This is a genomic window from Streptococcus equi subsp. zooepidemicus, assembly GCF_015689395.1.
In the GTDB taxonomy this organism is placed as follows: Bacteria; Bacillota; Bacilli; order Lactobacillales; family Streptococcaceae; genus Streptococcus; species Streptococcus equi.
Window position 1 is genome coordinate 1,790,495 of sequence record NZ_CP065054.1, and the last position, 19,289, is coordinate 1,809,783.

Sequence of the window (19,289 nt, forward strand, 5' to 3'; positions counted from 1 at the left end):
AATCCTACTGTAGAACTATTGTTAATTTCTCAAAAAAACAGTAAAATGTTTAGGTATATTAAAAATTAAAGGACAAACACATTGAAACTCAAAACGAATCGCATACTTTTCTCAGGACTTGCCTTATCGGTCCTACTGACATTAACAGGGTGTGTCGGCAGAGATGCCAAGGGGCACCCAGAGGGCATCATTTGGGATTACCTTGGAAAGCCTGTTTCCTTTCTCATTGATTACTTTGCTAACAGCACTTCCCTAGGCTATGGTCTTGCCATCATTGTTGTAACTATTATTGTTAGAACCATTATTTTACCACTTGGACTCTACCAATCATGGAAGGCAAGCTACCAATCAGAAAAAATGGCCTATCTAAAGCCTTTTTTTGAGCCAATTAACCAACGCATCAAAAACGCTACAAGCACTGAAGAAAAAATGGCAGCCCAAACAGAATTAATGGCAGCCCAGCGTGAAAATGGGGTCAACCCACTAGGCGGCATAGGCTGCTTGCCACTACTGATTCAAATGCCTTTCTTTTCTGCCATGTATGTTGCAGTCCAATTTACCAAGGGAGTATCAACAAGCACCTTTATGGGAATTGACCTGGGTCATCGCAGCGTCTTGCTTACAGCTGTGATTGCGGCTTTATACTTCGTTCAATCCTGGTTGTCAATGATGGCAGTCCCTGAGGAGCAACGCGAGCAGATGAAAGCCATGCTGTACACCATGCCAATTATGATGATTGTCATGTCGTTTTACCTGCCTGCCGGATTAGGCTTGTATTGGCTAGTTGGTGGTTTCTTTAGTATCATTCAGCAATTGATCACAACCTACCTTTTAAAACCAAGGCTCCGCAAGCAAATTGCAGAGGAGTTCGCAAAGAACCCTCCTAAGGCCTATAAATCTCACCAGCCACGCAAGGACGTTACAGCTGAAAAGCAAGCCCTTAGCACAAGCAAAAGGACTAAGTCAAACCGAAACGCCGGTAAACAAAAAAAGCGTCGCTAAGATAGCTAAAAGAGTCTGTGACAAAAGTCTGACTCAAGATAAAACAAACGAACAGGTCTAATTTCAGGGATTCCGAAAACTAGACCTGTTCGCTTTTTTAATGAATGAGACTAGGTCATAAAGTATCTTAGTTAAGACTTTCTAAAGTACAGCTCTTTTGGTTTCAGCCGCTTTTTGATGGACCACAACAACTGATATAAAAAAGCAAACCACTAAAAAGACTATCAGGACACTGCACTGATAGTCAGATAAGTCTTATTGTGTTTTGTCAACACTGATGATAGTAACCTCATAGGTAGCTGCTGGAGACTCAATCTTAACCTTATCTCCTGTTTTCTTACCAATCAAGGCCTGTGCAATTGGACTTTCGTTTGAAATCTTCCCAGAAAAAATATCTGCTCCTGCCGCACCGACAATATGATAGGTATCCGTTGTTTGTGTGCCAACCTCCTGGACAACCACTGTCTTACCAATCGCCACCTCGTCCTTGGCAACAGCATCACTATCAATAATCTCAGCATAGCGAATCTTTGTCTCCAAGGTTGAGATTTGTCCCTCAACAAAAGCCTGCTCATCTTTAGCAGCATCGTATTCAGAGTTTTCAGAAAGGTCTCCATACGAACGAGCGATTTTTATGCGCTCAACAACCTCTGGACGACGAACTAATTTTAGCTCCTCTAATTCCTTTTCAAGCTGTTCTTTTTCTGCTGCTGTCATTGGATAAGTCTTTTCTGCCATTATCTTTCTCTTTTCCTTTTTCTTTTGACGAATCAGAAACACAAACATGATGCTAAAGCACCATGTTTGTCCTTACTGAATTTGACTGTTAACATATTTTTCAACATTTGCAGAGTGCTCTTCAAATGTTTTTGCATAGTAAACCTCACCGGTACGCACATCAGCCACAAAATACACATAATCTGTCGCCGCTGGATTGATAGTCGCCTCTATAGCTGCAAGCCCTGGACTATCAACCGGACCAGGCATTAAGCCGGTGTTGGTATAAACATTATAAGGAGAATTAATGGTTGTGTCAATAGCAGCGTCCTCTGCTAAGGTTGTCTTTTCTCCCAATTTGCCCATTGCATACAATATAGCGATGTTAGACTGTAGGGCCATGCCATTATTTAAGCGATTGTAAAATACGCTTGCAATTTGACGCCGATCATCATCAGTAGAGCCTTCCTTTTCAACCAAGGAGGCTAGGGTCAAGACCTCATTAACTGTTTTGCCGCTAGCTGCAATCGCCTCATAATAAGGCGCTAGGTTTGCATTTGCTGCTGCAATCATTTCCTCTGCCAGGTCTTTTAATGTTGTTTCCTTATAATAATTATAGGTCGCAGGGAAAAGGTAGCCTTCCAGTTGATAAGCAGCTGCTTCCTTGCTTGGAATATCTCCTAGCAATTTTGGATATTTTTTAACCATTTCTTGAATAAAGGCATCACTTGTCACCAAATTCAAGAAATCCTTTGAGTGAAAAGGGGTTTTAGCCTTGTTACGGTTCTTTGCTCTACTATTAGTTTCTATGGCCTTAGCAATTTGCTTAATGGTATAGCCCTCTGGGATTAAAATTTTTCCTAGCACTGGCTTTGTAGGCTCTGCTGTACCACCCTCTTGTAAGGCTTGGGCAATGTCTTCTAGGCTCATACTCTTTTGCAGGTTGTAGTAGCCACTTTGAAAATTAGTGAAATTTTTAAACTTAGTGTAAAAGCTAAAGACGGTACTATTTTTGATCAGCCCCTCTTTTTCAAGGATCTGCCCAATAAGCTTATTGCCTGAGCCGGCTGGGATTTCAACCTGAACAAAGTCATCGCTATTTTTGTCAACAGGGTTAAGGGCACTATAGACATAGGCTGTCCCTGCGAGGCCAATCACCACAATAATAGCGACAATCGACGATATCAGTACTGTCGAAATTTTTTTGGCCATTCGATCTGTCTGCTGGCGCTTATTTGTTTTTCTTCTCACTGGACCACCCTTCTTAGTCTGACCCTCGACACTTGCCTCTTCCTTAAGCAGGCTTTCACTCAATGCAGGCTCCTCTGGTGGCGACACTGCTTGATCCCCAGTAGCTACTGCTGTCTCTTCTAGCTTAATCGCAGAGGTGTGGGCTGTTGAAGCCGTTGAGGTCGTCTCTTGCGACGCAGCTGCTATATCACTGGACGCTTGTTTGGGGTTATTGCTTAGTGCTTCTTGTCTTTTATATTCTGCATAAAGCTGAGCTGTTCTTCTAGCAGCCTCTTGAACCTCTAGATCCTTTTTAAAAAGCTCTTCTTCTTTTTCTTTTCTAATCTGATTTGCTTTTTCTAATTCGGCTAGAATCTTTTCTTTGAAGCTTTTTTGCTGCTGACGTCTTTGCTCATCATCTTTAAAATCAGTCAAAGCCATTCCTCCTAAACTTAATCAACCGCCATTATATCCTAATTGCACTATAAATGCAATAAAATCCCCCTTTTGTTACTAATTCTTAATACATGCTAAGCCTTAATATCCTTCCTATGGCTGCCATAGCATTTGATACCAAACAGAGCCACCATGCTGTGAAGCTGACAGGCCTTGATCTTGAAAACCATTCATCTCATAGTAAGGAATCAAATAGTCATGACAGGTAAGTATGATGCCCAGCCGATCCTGTGCAACTGCTAAATCCTTCATTGCAGCTAAGAGAGCTGTGCCAATCCCCTGCTTTTGGTAACCAGGAGCAACAGAAAGACTGGTAATGGCTATATAGCCACCCCTTGCTGGATTCTTGGTCACACTATGAAATAGGTGGTCCTCAAGCCTTGGCTCAGCAACAACCGGACCTTCGATATAGCCGACAAGCTGATTGGCAATAACTGCGACAAGAAAGGTATCCGAAATAAGCCTTGTCCGCTCCTTGAATACTTCTTTTGCTACAGCCTCTTGGGGAGAAAAATTGGCCTGTTCAATGTCAGCAATAATTTCCCAGTCAGTCTGATTCACATGTCTAATTAGCATAGGTCCTCCTTTACGATGAGAAAACCTGCCTAAGGCAGGTGGTTCAATCATTGATTATTTTTGGTCAAGTTAGCAAGCAGCTCTTCAAATGAGCGTTCGTACAGCTGAATATCGCCTGCTCCCATAAAAACATAGACTGCATTGTCATGATCCAGTAGCGGCGATACATTGTCAACTGAGATGACCTCGGCTGGACGCTCAACCTTAGCTGCTAGATCCTCCACCTTGACGTCACCCTTATCAATTTCACGCGCTGAGCCATAGATAGGCGCTAGATAAACACTGTCAGCCTCATTTAGGGCATGGGCAAAGTCGTCTAGCAAAGCAATGGTCCTTGTAAAGGTGTGTGGCTGAAAAATAGCGATGATTTCCTTATTAGGGTATTTTTGCCTAGCAGCATCAAGCGTTGCAATGATCTCTGTTGGGTGATGAGCAAAGTCATCAATAATAATAGTGTCATTGATCACCTTTTCAGTAAAACGACGCTTCACCCCCGAAAAGCTCTTCAAATGCTCTGCAACAAGCTTCATATCAAAGCCTGCAATAAATAAATTGGCAATCACCGCAGTAGCATTTAAAATATTGTGACGCCCATAGGCCGGCAAATGAAATTGACCGATAAGCTTGTCATGATGCCTTACCTTAAAGTCTGAGCCATTTGTGGTACGTGTGATATCAAAGGCTACAAAATCATCAGTATCCCCAAAGCCATAATAGTAAATCGGTGCAGGAGAGCTAATCTTTCTTAATTCCTCATCTTCACCGTAAACAAAAAGAGCTTTTTTCACCTGCTTAGCATAGTCATTAAAGGCATTGAACACATCATCAAGACCCGTAAAATAATCAGGGTGATCAAAATCAATATTAGTGATAATGGAATACTCCGGGTGATAAGGCATAAAGTGACGCTCATATTCATCTGATTCAAAGACAAAATAACGAGCATCAGCAGCCCCATGCCCAGTACCATCACCAATCAAATAAGAAGTAGCCGCCATATGCTTGAGCACATGTGACAGCAGGCCTGTGGTAGAGGTTTTTCCATGAGCTCCTGCCACACCTAGGCTGGTAAACTGTTTCATAAACTCACCTAAAAACTCATGGTAGCGTTTAAAGGGCAGCTGATGACGCATCGCATAAGCGACCTCGCTATTGTTGTCCTCACGAAAAGCATTACCTGCTATCAGCTCCATATCCGGAGAAATATTATCTTCGCTAAAGGGCAAAATGGTAATACCTGCTTGCTCTAGACCTCTTTGTGTGAAATAATACTTCTCCACATCACTGCCTTGAACCTTATGCCCCATTTGATGGAGCAGCAGGGCTAAGGCACTCATTCCAGCTCCTTTAATTCCGATAAAATGATAGGTTTTTGACATGTTAACTCCTTTTAATGTTGACAGATATAAGGCTGTATAAAGCTTACTTAATATCCTCAAAGCGATTCAGGTTTAGCTCTTGAGCAATGGTCTTTTCACGATGATCTCTGTCTTCTTGATGATTGTAGATTTGGCTGCGCTTCAAAAAGTCATAATTATTTTTTTTGACAGCTACTTGGCTGGTATTTTGCGGCTCCTTATATTGACGAGGAAGCTCAGCTAAAATATAAGACTCTTGGTTTAATTTCTCTGTAAAACGGCTCAATTCTGTTGCTGGCTTTTTGGAAGAGACAACCCTACTTTGACCTTTCTTGGTTGCCTGCTTTGGGCTATAAGCCATATTTTTAGCAATATAAGCCTGTCTTTTTTCTTTGACAGCTTGCTTTGCTTGCCTTCTGGCCTTTTGAGCGTAGCTGTGATCCTCATTGACAGCTGGAGAATGATGAAGGGATTCTTTAGGGACGACAGGAGCTTTCTCAGCAAATTGATGGTCTCTTATGATGTCGTCGTAATGTTTGTCTTGATAGCTGCCAGCAATATTTGTGATCAAATCTTCGTTTTCATATAAAGCCATCTGCCTAGCTGACTCAATAATAGGCTCACCATCTGCAACCAGAGGAAACGCATGCTTTGTCATTCTATCTCACTCTCCTTCCTATAGCATTCCCTATTATAAACTAAATAATCCTATTTTTCAAAGTAATTCCTAAAAAGAAAGGCAGCAAAGCAAAAATGATGTGACTAGCTCATCACCTCTGCTCTCCTGCCTTATTTGTTTATAGAGGACGGACACTGGCTTTAGCTGATAAGCTTAAGAGCATGTGCTAAAAGCTATGTAGGCTAAGGCTGAAGGCCAAGGATCTCTTTGATCTCCTCGACAGACATGCTTGCCAGGCCTTGATTGCCATCTAAAACGGTGGTGATCAGATGACGCTTATTTTCCTGAAGCTCCAGCATTTTTTCTTCAATTGTTCCGCGTGTAATCAACCGGTAAACCTCTACATTGTCCTCCTGACCAATACGATGAGCACGACTAATGGCCTGCATTTCTACAGCTGGATTCCACCATAGATCAATCAAAATAACAGTGTCAGCGCCTGTTAAATTGAGCCCAACACCACCAGCCTTTAAGGAAATCAAAAAGGCGTCCTTTGAGCCATTATTGAAGGCACGTGTCATTTCTTGACGGTCATTGGCCGGTGTTGAGCCTGTTATGGTATAAGATGATAAGCCAAGCTGATCCATTTCCTGCTTGACAAGAGCCAGCATGCCCTTAAATTGTGAAAACAGCAAAGTCCTATGACCGTTTTCTTTGATTTGCAACAGCAGGGTTCTTAGATTGTCTAGCTTACCGCTTCCTCCTTGATAATCCATAAACAGGCTTGGAGTATCACAAATTTGCCTTAGACGTGTGATACCAGATAGGATTTCCAGTTTGCTGCGATGAATATCATCATCAGTTGCAGCAGACAGCCGCTCCTGCATTTGCCTTAGCTGGGCCAGATAAATCGCTTTTTGACCATCAGACATTTCATTGTAATAGCTCATCTCGATTAATTCTGGTAGCTCTGGTAAGACCTCCTCTTTTTTACGTCGCATGACAAAGGGCTTAATATAGCGAGAAACATCTTTAGCTTCCATTTTCAAAAAGGCTTTTTTAGACGGTAGCAGGCCCGGCAGAACAATTTGAAAAATGGACCAGATTTCAAGTAGCTTATTTTCAATCGGCGTACCGGATAAGGCAAAGCAGTTCTTTACGTCAAAGGCACGCAGGCTTTGAGCGATTTTGGTCTGAGCATTTTTAATCATCTGTGCCTCATCTAAGATTAAATAATCATAATCACTTGCCTGATAGGTCTCCAAATCCTGTCTAAAGGAGGAATAGCTGGTAATCGTCACCTGATGTCCTTCTCGAATAAGAGCATCTCGTGCTGGCTTTAGTCCATAGGATACAGCAACATCTATCTGAGGGGCAAATTTACTAAACTCATCTAACCAATTGTAAATCAAGCTAGAGGGTGCCAAGATAAGCACCTTGGAGGTCTTGGTTAGCCTGCTTGATAAAAAGGCAATGATTTGCAGCGTCTTGCCCAAGCCCATATCATCTGCCAAAATACCACCAAAGCCATACTTATCAAGCACAGATAGCCATTTGATGCCCTGCAGCTGATAATCTCTCACCTTGGCCTTAACGACTAGCTCTCCCAGCTCAAAGCGATCCGGGTGCTGCAGATCCTTGATTAGGGTCTCTAGCTCCTCAGAAAAATGGACAGAAGACAGATCCGAAAACAGATGAGACAGCTGGGTGGCAGCTATTCCTTCTAGCTGAAGGTGACCATTTGCCAGCTGCTTAGCTCTTAGCTCCTGTAAGCTACGACTGATTTTTTGTGTCTCTTCATCAAAAACGACCAGCTTGCCTGACTGATTGACAAAATAAGAGCTGTCACTAAATAAAGTGGCTAAGGCCTTTTCAATATCAGCCTGACAAACCGTTGAAAAATCAAAGGAAATATCTAAAAGACCACCCTCACGTTTGACCGTAAGCTGAGGGCTTTCCAGCAGGCGCTGCTCTTGAAGCTTAGAGGAGAGCTGAACCCTACCTAGACTTTCAAAATAAGGAACAGCCTCTGTAAAAAAGCGATACCAGTCCTTGGGATCAGTCAAGGCTTTTTTAGCAAAAAACTGCGGAGAGAGACCAAAGCGCTTCAAGGCACGATAAATACGGTTTTCTTTTTTATAATGGCTAGCAAAGGGGAGCTGATCTAAGCTCGCCTTATCACTGATCTGAATGCTCCCATAGTCAAAAATCAGCTGAGAGGTCAACTCGCCTTTTTCAGTAATATCAAAGACAAAAGTCACTTGGAAATCTCTAATATCAAAGCTTTTAGGAGCCTTCACCTGACCAAGCTCTCGAAATTCCAACAAGCTAGCTGCCAGCTTAGCCTGATCATCAAGATCAAAATGAATGTGCTTAGCCAAATCAGCCTCAATAGGGAGGCTACGAATAGCTTGAACCATTTTTTGCTGCTTCAGGCTTAGGTGATAAAAGGTGTTCATGTATAGCAGGTATTCATTATTGAAAAAATACTCTATATTTTTTTCCTTAATGTGAAGCTCAATAGAGCTGCGATGAACATCAACTGTAAATTGAAAGAGACCAGCCTCTGCCTCCAGGGGTCGAACATAAAGATGAGAATAGGTGTGAGAGGAGGTCTCAAATGAAAACTCATAAAGCCCTGTCAGCAGGTCAATGCCCTCCTCAAAAAAGCCTGCTGGTAACCGAAGATGACGAGCATGGTTAGGAAATAGCCATTCGTAATCTAGCTTATCTGAATGCGTTGATAAGCGACAAAGAAAACGAATCAAATCCTGGCTAGCCTGATCAAACTGCAATATGGAAAGAGACTCAAAATAATTCTTTCCAATCTGGTAATAGCCTTCGATTTTGACCAAATGGATAAAAGCCTTAATATCTCGGATAACATAAGCCTTCTCGCCGGGCAAGCGATTTATCTTAAGGCTCCACCAGTAATCAGACGAAAAGGGGCTTTTGGCACCAAAGGCTAAAAGCCTATATTTGGTCGTGTCGTCCTCATTCATTTGCAAACTGTCCAAAAAAAGACTGCCAAAGGAGGTCAATTTTTTAGTCTCCTCCTTACTTTCCAGCTGGCTGTTAAGCTGCTCTGAGAGCGACTTGCCCTTCTGATTATTTTTCAGAAAATATTCTAGAGCAGCAATGTGCTGGCAATACTGCTTTCGCTCAAAATAATCACACTGACACCTAATATCCTCATCATTGATACCGTATTGAACCTGATAAGTATCCACCTCTGCCCAAATAAGATCAGTCCTGTCATCTATGATTTTCACCAAGCCCTGCTCATAAAGCTCGATGCCTTGATTGCGAATCCGCCCCGGAATTAATCTAGCCATATCTGCTCCCACCTTTTTGCTTATCCTTTTATTATAACAAACTTCAGCTTAGATTTCCTGCAAAAATCTCTCTTAAAGGCTATTAAAACATATTTGAATAGCTGTATATAGCTGTTCTGATAGGCCTAAGGCACTAAAAAATCACTAGCCTAGGGCTAATGATTATCAGGTTATATTAATGCTTGGCATGCCTTGCTTGCTGGTAAGCTCTATTGGATAGCAGCCTCTCATTTCTGGTAAGGCTTATCAGTCAAAAGCCTTAGCGCACAAGGTCTAGACACCGCACATCAACAGCGCTCGCTGCTTTCAACGCTAAAAAGAGCAATAAGAGGGCCTATTTACGATTGCGCGCAATCAGCTTGATTGGTGTTCCTTCAAAGGTGAAAGCAGCACGAATCTGGTTTTCTAGAAAGCGCAGATAGGAGAAGTGCATAAGCTCTTCTTCATTCACAAAAACAACAAAGGTTGGCGGCTTCACAGAAACCTGTGTAGCATAGAAAATCTTTAGACGCCGTCCCTTATCCGTCGGGGTTGGGTTGATCGCAATAGCGTCCATGATCACATCGTTTAAAACAGCTGATGAGATCCGCTGGCTTTGACTATCACTGATACGCTTAATCAACTGAGGAAGCCTGTTTAAACGCTGCTTTGTAACAGCAGAAACAAAGATAATTGGTGCATAGGTCAGAAATTGAAATTGATCGCGAATATCAGCCTCCCACCTAGCTACTGTATGATTATCCTTTTCAATGGTATCCCACTTGTTAACAACGATAATCATGCCCTTACCTGCCTCATGCGCAAAGCCTGCAATCCGCTTATCATAGTCACGAATGCCCTCCTCGGCATTAATAACCATTAACACAATATCTGATCGGTCAATGGCACGCATGGCACGCATTACTGAGTATTTTTCGGTATTTTCATAGACCTTACCGGACTTACGCATTCCTGCGGTATCAATCATGGTATAGGCTTGACCAGATTCATCGGTAAAGCTTGTATCAATTGCATCACGAGTCGTACCAGCAACTGGACTAGCAATAACACGCTCTTCTCCTAGGATCGCATTAATCAGGCTTGATTTTCCAACATTTGGACGTCCAATTAGGCTAAAACGAATCACATCGTCGTTTTCTACTGGCTCTTCTATCGGCAGGTTATCAATGATAGCATCTAAAACATCACCCGTACCAATACCATGAACTGATGATACCGGGAAGGGATCTCCTAAGCCAAGAGAATAAAAATCATAAATATCGTTTCGCATCTCTGGATTGTCCACCTTGTTGACAACCAAAATCACTGGCTTGTTGGTACGATACAAGAGCTTAGAGACATATTCGTCTGCATCAGTAACGCCCTCTTTACCAGAAACCACAAAGACAATAACATCTGCCTCGTCCATCGCAATATGAGCCTGATGCTTGATTTGCTCCATAAAGGGAGCATCAACGTCATCAATACCACCTGTGTCAATCAATGAAAATTGGCGGTTAAGCCATTCACCAGTCGTGTAAATACGATCGCGAGTAACCCCTTCGACGTCTTCAACTATAGAAATACGCTCTCCTGCAATTCGGTTAAATAATGTGGACTTTCCAACATTAGGACGTCCAACAATGGCAACTGTAGGTAAAACCATGATTCTCCTTTTCTTTATCTCATTATCCATCACTTGAGCTAGCCCTGGCGGCGATTAACTCCTTCTAAATGGCATTCACGCGCTAAATAACGCACACGCTCCATAACACGCTTGGCCTGCCAGGTCTCATCATTTCCTTTGATCTTTGCCCATTTTCTCTCCAAATCTGCAAAGCTGTAATTAGAGGTGAAAAAGGTTGGCAAATCCTCTAGCATACGATGCTGCAAAATAACCTGTAGCACCTCATCACGCACCCATGAGGTCGCCTGCTCTGCACCAATATCATCTAAAATTAAAACAGGGACATGCTTGATGGCATCAATCTCTTCTTTGACAGAGCCATTTGAAATGGCATTTTTAACATCAATCGTAAAGCTAGGAAAATGAAGAAGAGTTGTTGATACACCCTTTTTTTCAGACAATTCATGTGCCATAGCAGCCATCAGATAGGATTTCCCGACCCCCATATCGCCATAAAGGTAGAGACCCTTTTGCTCTGCCGCTGGATACTGCTCAACAAAATCCAAAAGCTCTGAAAACACCTGCATACGACTGGCATTGTTAACATCAACAGCTGACAAAGAAACCCTACGATAAGATCTTGGCAGACTAACCAAATGAATCCGATCTGCAATAGCTGCCTGCCTTTGGGCTTCAACAAGCTCTCTTGTCTCTAGGTAAGACACGTCTGCATAGCCCTCGTTCATGACCAAAATGGGCTGATAGCCCTTAGCAATATAGGTCTCATCACCTGTCTGGTATTTCCGGCGCTCAACTAAAAACTGGTTGAACTTTGATAAACTCAGCTTTATTTCTGCCTGAGATAGCTGGTGAGCCTTGATAAACTCAGCCACCTCCTGATCAGCAAGTATAGCCTCAATCAGCTCAGCACTAGCTACACGACTAGCCTGTCCCAAATGCTCTACCATTTTCCCGATCTTTTCCATCTAGTCACCACTCTTTCCTAGGTTCTCCAGCCTTTTTAAGGCAGCCTGCTTAAACTGCTCTAGCTTTGCCTGCTCTTCCTGACTTGTTTTTTCTTGATAATCCGGATTGCTCCACTTAGGCACATTGGACTGCTGTGACTTTGCCTGCTGCTTACGCTCACCAAAGGCGCGTGTCTTGATAATAGCAGCCTCTGCTGTCAAAATCTGCTGGTAAGCAAAATCATTTGCCATTTTCATCAGATAAGTCTTGTGAAGATTAGCTGACTTGGTCTTATTGAAGGTATATAATACCATAATATTGATGACCTCGTCTAAGAAATTCATGCGAGCTAGAGTAAGCAACAGATCCTTTTCGTCCTTTGTGACTCTGGCTCGCCTAGCTTTTTTGATCTTCTCCAAAAAGACAAGTGGGGTGTCCTGCTTAGACTCTCTAAGAATAACCTGCTCAGCCGGTGAGAAAGTCTCTGTATTATTTTGAAGACCCTCTTGCTGCTTCTTGACCAGCATGCGCTCTGGGCGAATACTGCCGCCGACTGCTGTTGCCTTAGCCAGCTGATAGGTATCAAACCAAGTTAGGTGGTATTGCTCAGAAATACTATAAAGACTGATAACGTCCTTTTGATGATTCTCAAACCTAAGGCCGTCACGCCGCATTAGCTGCTGAAAGCTGTCTAAATCAAAATTTATCTTTGATGGCTGAGGCTGCTTGAGCTCCTGAGAGTCTATTCCAAAAACATCTGAAAAGGTCTTTGAGATATTTCTAGCCTGGTTGGGAATCACCATTTGCAGGTCCAAAACCGCTACATCTCCAATCTTTTGCTCTAAAAGCCTACGATAAATTGGGTTATTTAAAAAGGCTTCCCTGCCCAAGGGCTGATGCAGCTTAATCAGATAAGCCTCTGGCAGCTGATACAAAACCAGCAAATCAATAGCTGTCAGCATAACCAAGGCTTCCTCTAAGCGCCTCATTCCAAACTGCAGATGGTTTAAAATATCACTAAATTTGTGGGCTCCTGAGCCATCGTCAAAAAAGTGAACCAAATACTGATAAACTGCCACTGCGTCATTTCCAATAATAGGAAAATACAGCTGAATCAGGCTGCTTGAATCGTATTGAACCTGATTATGCTTAATATAAGAAAAGGTATCAATAGGCTTCATCATCTACACTGCTCTTCTTTTTTCCTCTAACACGATTAGTAATCTGCTGTAGGAGCTCTTCAATTTCGTCTAAATCCTTAAAGCTTTTATAGACACTAGCAAAACGGACATAGGTAATCTCATCAAGCTCTGCTAATTCCTCCATCACCAGATTGCCAATAACAGTGCTTGACACCTCATTTTCATAGGCTGTACGAACCTTCTGCTCAATGCGAGAAATGAGATTTTCAATGTCAGTACTTGACACCGGACGCTTTTGGGCACTTTGAACAACGCCATTTAAGATTTTATCTCTTGAAAACTGCTCCCTAGTCCCGTCCTTTTTGATCACTAGTAATGGAAGCTCTTCTAAGCGCTCAAAGGTTGTAAAGCGCGTGTGACAGCTTTCGCATTCTCTGCGGCGACGAATCGTATTGCCATCTTCTGCCTGTCTACTATCAACAACACTTGACTTATTATAGTTACATTTCGGACAACGCACGCAAACACCCCAATTCTATCGTTAATCTAATACCCTATTTTACCATAATTTTAGGGATAACAAAAGAATAGACAAGCACTCAGGTTTGCCTCCAAGACCTCTCCTTCTCTGATAAGCACCTCATCATCAAGCCACACACCAGAGCAGTCAAAAGCCTGAGCATCTACTAGATACTCAGGCAGGTATGAGCTATAAGCCTTGATGATCAGCTAAGGGAATCCGCAAAATAAAGACAGAACCTTTATTTAGCTCACTCTCAACCTCCATATGTAAATGGTAGCCATCAACAATTTGCTTTAAAATGGATAAGCCAATTCCAAGGCCTGCTTGGGTGCTGGTTCGATTTCTGGACCTATCGGTGCGGTAGAAGCGCTCAAAAATATGCTTAATGTCCTCTTCTGAGATCCCCTCACCTCTGTCCTTGACCTTAACCACAGCCTCCTTACTAGCATTGACTGATAATTCTATAACGATTTTCTTTTCTTTTCTAGAATATTTGACCGCATTATCAATCAAAATCATCAGGGCCTGCTCAAAATGATTTTTATAAATCTTGGCTAAGGTTCTTTGATTTTCAGAATACCAGGTAAAGTCAAAATCCTCACGCAGGACCCTAAAATTACCAACAACGGTCTCAATAGAGCCCTCTAGGGTAGTTGTATCGTTTTGATGCCCCTCAAAGGATCCCTGTACTCGGATCATATCAAGCATGTCATTGATCATGATAGCCATCCGGTCGACCTCATGCGCAGCTGCGGTAAGGCTTTCATCTAAAATAGCACTATCGTCCTTGCCCCAGCGCTGCAATAATCCAATATGCCCCTTGATAATGGCAACTGGCGTGCGCAGCTCATGGCTAACATCACTGATAAACCTCGATTGCAATCGTGTATGCGTCTCAATCTTATCAAGCATTTTATCAAAGATAACGGACAATTCCTCAATTTCATCACCCGAGGAAATACCCGAGCGCAGCATTAGATTATCTGGATTTTTGGAAATTGTCCGCATCACATCATGAAGATTGTTCAGAGGCTTCAAGAAATTGCGTGTGACAATTAAGATAATGAAATACGCCAGACCAACCCCAAAGAGCTCAACCACCAAAAGCCAAAAGAAAAGGCGTGCTCTGATCATATAGTAGTTTTCCAAGTCATGGAAAACCTGAACATAGCCTACAAACTTCCCTGTCTTATTAGAGTAGACCTTCTGAGTCATTGAAAAGCCCTTGTATTGCTCCTCAATGTGGTCCTTGGTTACCTTACCAATAGTTCCGTTTAAGCCTGGCGAGGCCTCTTCGTCATCTGTTGTGAAGATCATTTGCTTATCAACATTGTAGACGTAGATATCCTCATTGGCATTGAGCGTATTGGTAATATCTCGTTCACTTCTGATAATACGACTACCATTTGCGTCATCAATCTTTAAATGCGTTCTATCGTTTTTATAGAGAACCTCTGCTAAATTCTCTAACGTAAAATTAGAGTCCACCTCAGAAAGACGAACTCTAACAATGTTAACAGCCTGAAAAATAGTTTGTTTTTCTCGTTTCAACAAAAAGTAGTTTGTCGAAATATAAGCGAGTAGGGTAAAGGCAGAGAAAATGCAAAAGAAGAGAACGAAAAAAAGATTCGATAAACGTTTTGGTAACGATTTCTTATATTTTTTCTGCTTTGCCATCAATTATTTCTCGCGAATCACATAACCCATTCCACGAACAGTTTGAATGTAAGATTCTTTCCCAGGGATATCTATCTTCCCACGAAGGTAACGAATATAAACATCAACAACATTGGTCTCAACAGCCTCGTCATATTTCCAAACGTTAGACAAGAGCTCCTCACGAGTCATGACACGATTCATGTTTGTCATCAAAATATTAAGCAGGTCATATTCACGCTTAGTCAGTGAAATCTCGTCATCACCGCGATTGACAGAGCGGTTTTGAGGGTTTAAGACTAAGTCGCGGTAAACGCCTTGACTAGGAGTCTTTTTCTCTGACTCAATGTCCTGACGACGGAAGATAGCACGAATACGTGCCAGCAATTCTTCAATGGCAAATGGCTTCACGATGTAATCATCAGCACCACGATCCAAGCCGGCTACAACGTCCATAATAGAATCACGCGCTGTCATCATCATGATGTAAGTCGTTTTTTCTGTTTGCAAACGACGTGTCACTTCAAACCCGTCCATCTCAGGAAGCATCAAATCAAGAAGGATTAAGTCAAAGTCCTTCTCTAGGGCTGTCTCCAAGCCCTCACGACCATTAACCTCAACGGTTACCTCGTAACCCTCATGCTGTAGCTCAAGTGAAACAAATCTTGCAAGATTCTTTTCATCTTCGATAATTAAAATTTTCTTTGTCATTACACCAATCCTTACTTCCTGTATCACAGCCCCTTATCAGCTATGTACAAGATTCATCCATTTTATATTAATCAAGTATTGCTATTTAGTCATCAAAATGACTAATATGCCGTATATTTATAAAGTATACCAGACAACCGTTCTTTTTTCAAATAAAAAATACAGACATCTTTAATGTTTTTTCTACTCGTCAAAAAGACCCTGTAAACCTGCAAAAGGATTATTGTTTTTTGCCTTTTCCTTCTGCTGGGCCTGGTATTGCTCCTCAGTTAAGATTGCCCAATCCTCCCCTGTCGGCAAGGCTTGTGAGTCCTTTTCAGCCTCTGTCAACACCTGCAAGGGAATCGCCAACAAAATATTGTCAATAATACTCTCTTCAAGGTCAAGCTGACCCTCTGACAAGACCAAGACAAGGTTTTCATCAACCATTTCCTGCTTGCCTGCCACATCTGCTTCCTCGATAAAAAGCTCCTGAACCGTCTGCATCTCATCTAAGACAACAGGCGTCATGGAACGACTCGAGGGCAGAGTGATCTGATAGACCAGCTGATATTCTAATAGATACAAGCCGTCATCAAACTGAGCCCTCCCCGAAGCCCTGACGTCCTTAATATCTATAATTTGCGGATCACGCATAAGTAGCGCTTCCTTGACATCGTACTCTCTCTCAAAGCGAATGCCTTCCGGCCGCTTTCTAATATCTGAAACAGATAACATGCTTTCTCCCAATAAAACACTTCCTAATAAAACTCTAATCTATTTTTACTATTATATCAAGAATTTGTCAATAGCTTTATGACAAATTCATAACATTTTTTAACATTAAGTCTGGATACAAATAAGTATTGACAAGCCAACAATCAAATGTTTAACCATAAATACCCTATGAAAATAGCCCAAATTCCTATAAAAGTCTTAAAAAATATCAGGGTCAAAAAAATTAATTAATGATGTTTTCTGAACATTATGACTAACAAAAATGAGAGCTGAGCCAGCCTCAAGCTCTCACATATGCTTCAAGCGTTCAATTCTATCTTCAATTGGCGGATGGGTACTAAATAAAGCGCTAAGCTTTTCTTTTTTTCTAGGCTCATTGATGTATAAGGCTGCGCTAGCATCATCTACTGGATGGGTCATAGGCTGTGAATTGCTTAGCTTTTGCAGAGCCCTAATCATGCCCTCTGGGTTTCTGGTTAACTCAACAGAGCTGGCATCTGCCAGATACTCTCTTTGGCGAGAAATAGCTAATTGAACCAGAGAGGCCGCAAGAGGAGCTAAGATGAGTGACAAAATTGAGAAAATCAACATAATAGCACCAAAGCCATTATCGCTACGATCGTTATCACGTCTCCTACCACCGCCATACCACATCATGCGCCCACCAATGCTGGAAATCAGTGTGACAGCACTAGCTAAGGCAACTGCAATGGTGGATATCCGAATATCATAATTACGAATATGGCTGACCTCATGCCCAATAACGGCTTCTAGCTCCTCACGATTCATCACCTTTAGTAGACCAGTGGTTGCGGCAACAGCTGCATTTTGAGGGCTGGAGCCTGTGGCAAAGGCATTCAATGAAGGATCATCAATGATAAATACTCTTGGCATTGGAATCTGAGCAACCAAAGCCATATCCTCAACAATGTGAAAGAAATCAGGAGCATCGTTTACTGTGATTTCCTTAGCCTTATTCATTCCCATAACCAGGCTGGTTGACTGAAAAATCATGCTAAAGGCATAAATAGTACCAATAATCAGAGCAAAGGCAGCCCCCAGCTGATAGCTGTCAGCCAGTAAATAACCAGCAGCAGCGCCAATCACTACCAGTAAGACAAAAAAGGCAAAAAGCAGGATAACTGTTCGTCGTTTATTTTGTGAAATTTGTTGATAAAGCATTGATGTCCTCTTCTGACCTTGATTAGCCGCATTAGACTGTAAAGTCTACCTTTGGAACCTCTTTTTCAGCCTCAGGAACCTGTAAAAACTCACTTGGCTTGAAGCCAAAGCATTTGGCCACAAGATTGCTCGGAAAGGTTTCTAGCTTAAGGTTATAATGCGACGTTGTTGTATTAAATAATTGACGCGAATAAGAAATTTTATTTTCTGTATTGGTTAATTCCTCTTGTAATTTTAGGAAATTACTATTGGCCTTTAAATCTGGATAGCTCTCTGCAACTGCAAATAGGCTAGTAACCTGCTTGCTCAATTCATTAGAGGCTGCCATTGTGGCCTGTGGTGTAGTAGCGTCAGCCACACGTGATCTGAGACTAGTAATCTTTTCTAAGGTTTTCTCCTCATAGTTGGCATAGCCCTTGACCGTCTCAACAAGGTTCGGAATCAGGTCATTGCGACGCTTTAGCTGCACGTCAATCTGACTCCAAGCTTCCTTTGTATGCATACGAGCTTTAACCAAGCCATTATAGCTAACCATCAGCCAAACAACCAGCACACCGATAAGAGCTAATATTACTAAAAACATTGGCATTGCAATTCTCCTTTAATCTTTGTGTCTCAATTATAGCAATTTTCAGTTTAATAGCAAGTATTGAAGGAGCTTTTCAGCAGTTTTCTGCTATTTTATGCTAAAATAGTAGCAATTAATTAAAATATAGAGGATATATATGACACCCCAAGCCTTTTACCTTGCCCTAGAGCAAGCAGGATTTGCTCTGACAAATCATCAAAAAGAACAATTCGACACTTATTTTAAGCTTCTGGTTGATTGGAATCGTAAGATCAACCTAACAGCCATCACTGAAGAAAATGAGGTCTATCTCAAGCACTTTTATGACTCTGTTGCTCCACTTTTACAGGGATACATTCCAAACGAGCCTCTCAGGCTGTTAGATATTGGGGCTGGAGCGGGCTTTCCAAGCATTCCTATGAAAATTATGTTCCCAAAGCTTGATGTTACCATTATTGATTCTCTCAATAAGCGCATACATTTTCTTCAGCTCCTTGCTAAAGAGCTAGGATTAGAGGGAGTACATTTCTATCATGGTAGGGCAGAGGATTTTGGACAAGACAAGCAGTTTCGCGGACAATTTGATTTGGTAACTGCTAGGGCTGTTGCCCGCATGCAGATCCTGTCTGAGTTAACCATTCCTTTTTTAAAAATCAAGGGAAAACTGATTGCTTTAAAGGCACAGGCAGCAGACCAAGAATTAGAAGAAGCTAAAAAGGCACTTCAGCTACTCTTTGCTAAGGTGCTTGATCATCAGCCCTACCAGCTCCCTAATGGAGATGCCCGCTATATCACCCTTGTCGAAAAGAAAAAGGAAACGCCAAACAAGTACCCTCGAAAAGCCGGTATTCCTAATAAAAAACCATTGTAAGAGGCTATAGAATGCTGCTTCAGGCAGCCTTGATCAAAGGCTGTCTGAAACATT

At 42.0% G+C, this 19,289-nt stretch carries 17 protein-coding genes; 2 read left to right on the forward strand and 15 right to left on the reverse strand.

The genetic code is table 11. The features are described from left to right. Window positions 1–81: 81 nt before the first annotated feature. Window positions 82–1,002 carry a membrane protein insertase YidC gene (gene yidC, locus I2432_RS08510; RefSeq protein WP_111678504.1) on the forward strand — a complete coding sequence of 307 codons (921 nt, stop codon included), beginning with the start codon at window positions 82–84 and terminating at the stop codon, window positions 1,000–1,002. 255 nt (window positions 1,003–1,257) lie between these two features. Here yidC and greA read toward each other — a convergent pair whose 3' ends face one another. From greA to I2432_RS08585, 15 genes are all read right to left on the reverse strand, one after another. Further along, window positions 1,258–1,740 carry a transcription elongation factor GreA gene (gene greA, locus I2432_RS08515; RefSeq protein WP_037579971.1) on the reverse strand — a complete coding sequence of 161 codons (483 nt, stop codon included), beginning with the start codon at window positions 1,738–1,740 and terminating at the stop codon, window positions 1,258–1,260. Window positions 1,741–1,812: 72 nt separating this feature from the next. After that, window positions 1,813–3,390 (reverse strand): endolytic transglycosylase MltG, encoded by a 1,578-nt coding sequence (mltG, locus tag I2432_RS08520; RefSeq protein ID WP_111678506.1) that lies wholly within the window; start codon window positions 3,388–3,390, stop codon window positions 1,813–1,815. 108 nt (window positions 3,391–3,498) lie between these two features. Continuing rightward, window positions 3,499–3,981 (reverse strand): GNAT family N-acetyltransferase, encoded by a 483-nt coding sequence (locus I2432_RS08525; protein WP_111678508.1) that lies wholly within the window; start codon window positions 3,979–3,981, stop codon window positions 3,499–3,501. Between the two features lie 47 nt (window positions 3,982–4,028). Further along, window positions 4,029–5,360: a UDP-N-acetylmuramate--L-alanine ligase gene (gene murC / locus I2432_RS08530; RefSeq protein WP_111678510.1), complete on the reverse strand. Its 1,332-nt coding sequence runs from the start codon at window positions 5,358–5,360 to the stop codon at window positions 4,029–4,031. A gap of 43 nt (window positions 5,361–5,403) precedes the next feature. Then, window positions 5,404–5,997 carry a divisome accessory protein ZapJ gene (gene zapJ / locus I2432_RS08535; protein WP_111678512.1) on the reverse strand — a complete coding sequence of 198 codons (594 nt, stop codon included), beginning with the start codon at window positions 5,995–5,997 and terminating at the stop codon, window positions 5,404–5,406. 203 nt (window positions 5,998–6,200) lie between these two features. Further along, window positions 6,201–9,293, reverse strand: coding sequence for a pilus expression-regulating Snf2 family helicase (locus tag I2432_RS08540; RefSeq protein WP_206158731.1), 3,093 nt, complete (start codon window positions 9,291–9,293; stop codon window positions 6,201–6,203). 334 nt (window positions 9,294–9,627) lie between these two features. After that, window positions 9,628–10,938, reverse strand: a complete 1,311-nt coding sequence (der, locus tag I2432_RS08545; RefSeq protein ID WP_037579917.1) for a ribosome biogenesis GTPase Der — start codon at window positions 10,936–10,938, stop codon at window positions 9,628–9,630. A 38-nt stretch (window positions 10,939–10,976) separates the two neighbouring features. Then, window positions 10,977–11,885 (reverse strand): primosomal protein DnaI, encoded by a 909-nt coding sequence (gene dnaI, locus I2432_RS08550; protein WP_012680068.1) that lies wholly within the window; start codon window positions 11,883–11,885, stop codon window positions 10,977–10,979. Then, complete coding sequence (locus tag I2432_RS08555; protein ID WP_206158732.1) at window positions 11,886–13,049, reverse strand: replication initiation and membrane attachment family protein; 1,164 nt, start codon at window positions 13,047–13,049, stop codon at window positions 11,886–11,888. Next, a complete protein-coding gene (gene nrdR / locus I2432_RS08560; protein WP_012516251.1) occupies window positions 13,033–13,527 on the reverse strand; it encodes a transcriptional regulator NrdR in 495 nt (164 codons plus the stop codon). Before nrdR ends, I2432_RS08555 begins: the two co-directional genes overlap by 17 nt. Window positions 13,528–13,716: 189 nt before the next feature. Next, window positions 13,717–15,207, reverse strand: coding sequence for a HAMP domain-containing sensor histidine kinase (locus I2432_RS08565; protein ID WP_115251292.1), 1,491 nt, complete (start codon window positions 15,205–15,207; stop codon window positions 13,717–13,719). 3 nt (window positions 15,208–15,210) lie between these two features. After that, window positions 15,211–15,897 (reverse strand): two-component system response regulator CovR/CsrR, encoded by a 687-nt coding sequence (gene covR, locus I2432_RS08570; protein WP_012516253.1) that lies wholly within the window; start codon window positions 15,895–15,897, stop codon window positions 15,211–15,213. A 183-nt stretch (window positions 15,898–16,080) separates the two neighbouring features. Then, on the reverse strand, window positions 16,081–16,614 hold the full coding sequence (locus I2432_RS08575) for a YceD family protein (protein WP_111678519.1): 534 nt from the start codon (window positions 16,612–16,614) through the stop codon (window positions 16,081–16,083). A gap of 288 nt (window positions 16,615–16,902) precedes the next feature. Next, window positions 16,903–17,796: a zinc metalloprotease HtpX gene (gene htpX, locus I2432_RS08580; RefSeq protein WP_111678521.1), complete on the reverse strand. Its 894-nt coding sequence runs from the start codon at window positions 17,794–17,796 to the stop codon at window positions 16,903–16,905. Between the two features lie 31 nt (window positions 17,797–17,827). Then, complete coding sequence (locus I2432_RS08585; protein WP_111678523.1) at window positions 17,828–18,385, reverse strand: LemA family protein; 558 nt, start codon at window positions 18,383–18,385, stop codon at window positions 17,828–17,830. A 136-nt stretch (window positions 18,386–18,521) separates the two neighbouring features. On the opposite strand from I2432_RS08585, the gene rsmG reads away from it, so the two are divergent. Further along, window positions 18,522–19,235: a 16S rRNA (guanine(527)-N(7))-methyltransferase RsmG gene (rsmG, locus tag I2432_RS08590; RefSeq protein WP_111678525.1), complete on the forward strand. Its 714-nt coding sequence runs from the start codon at window positions 18,522–18,524 to the stop codon at window positions 19,233–19,235. The last annotated feature ends 54 nt before the right edge of the window (window positions 19,236–19,289 follow it).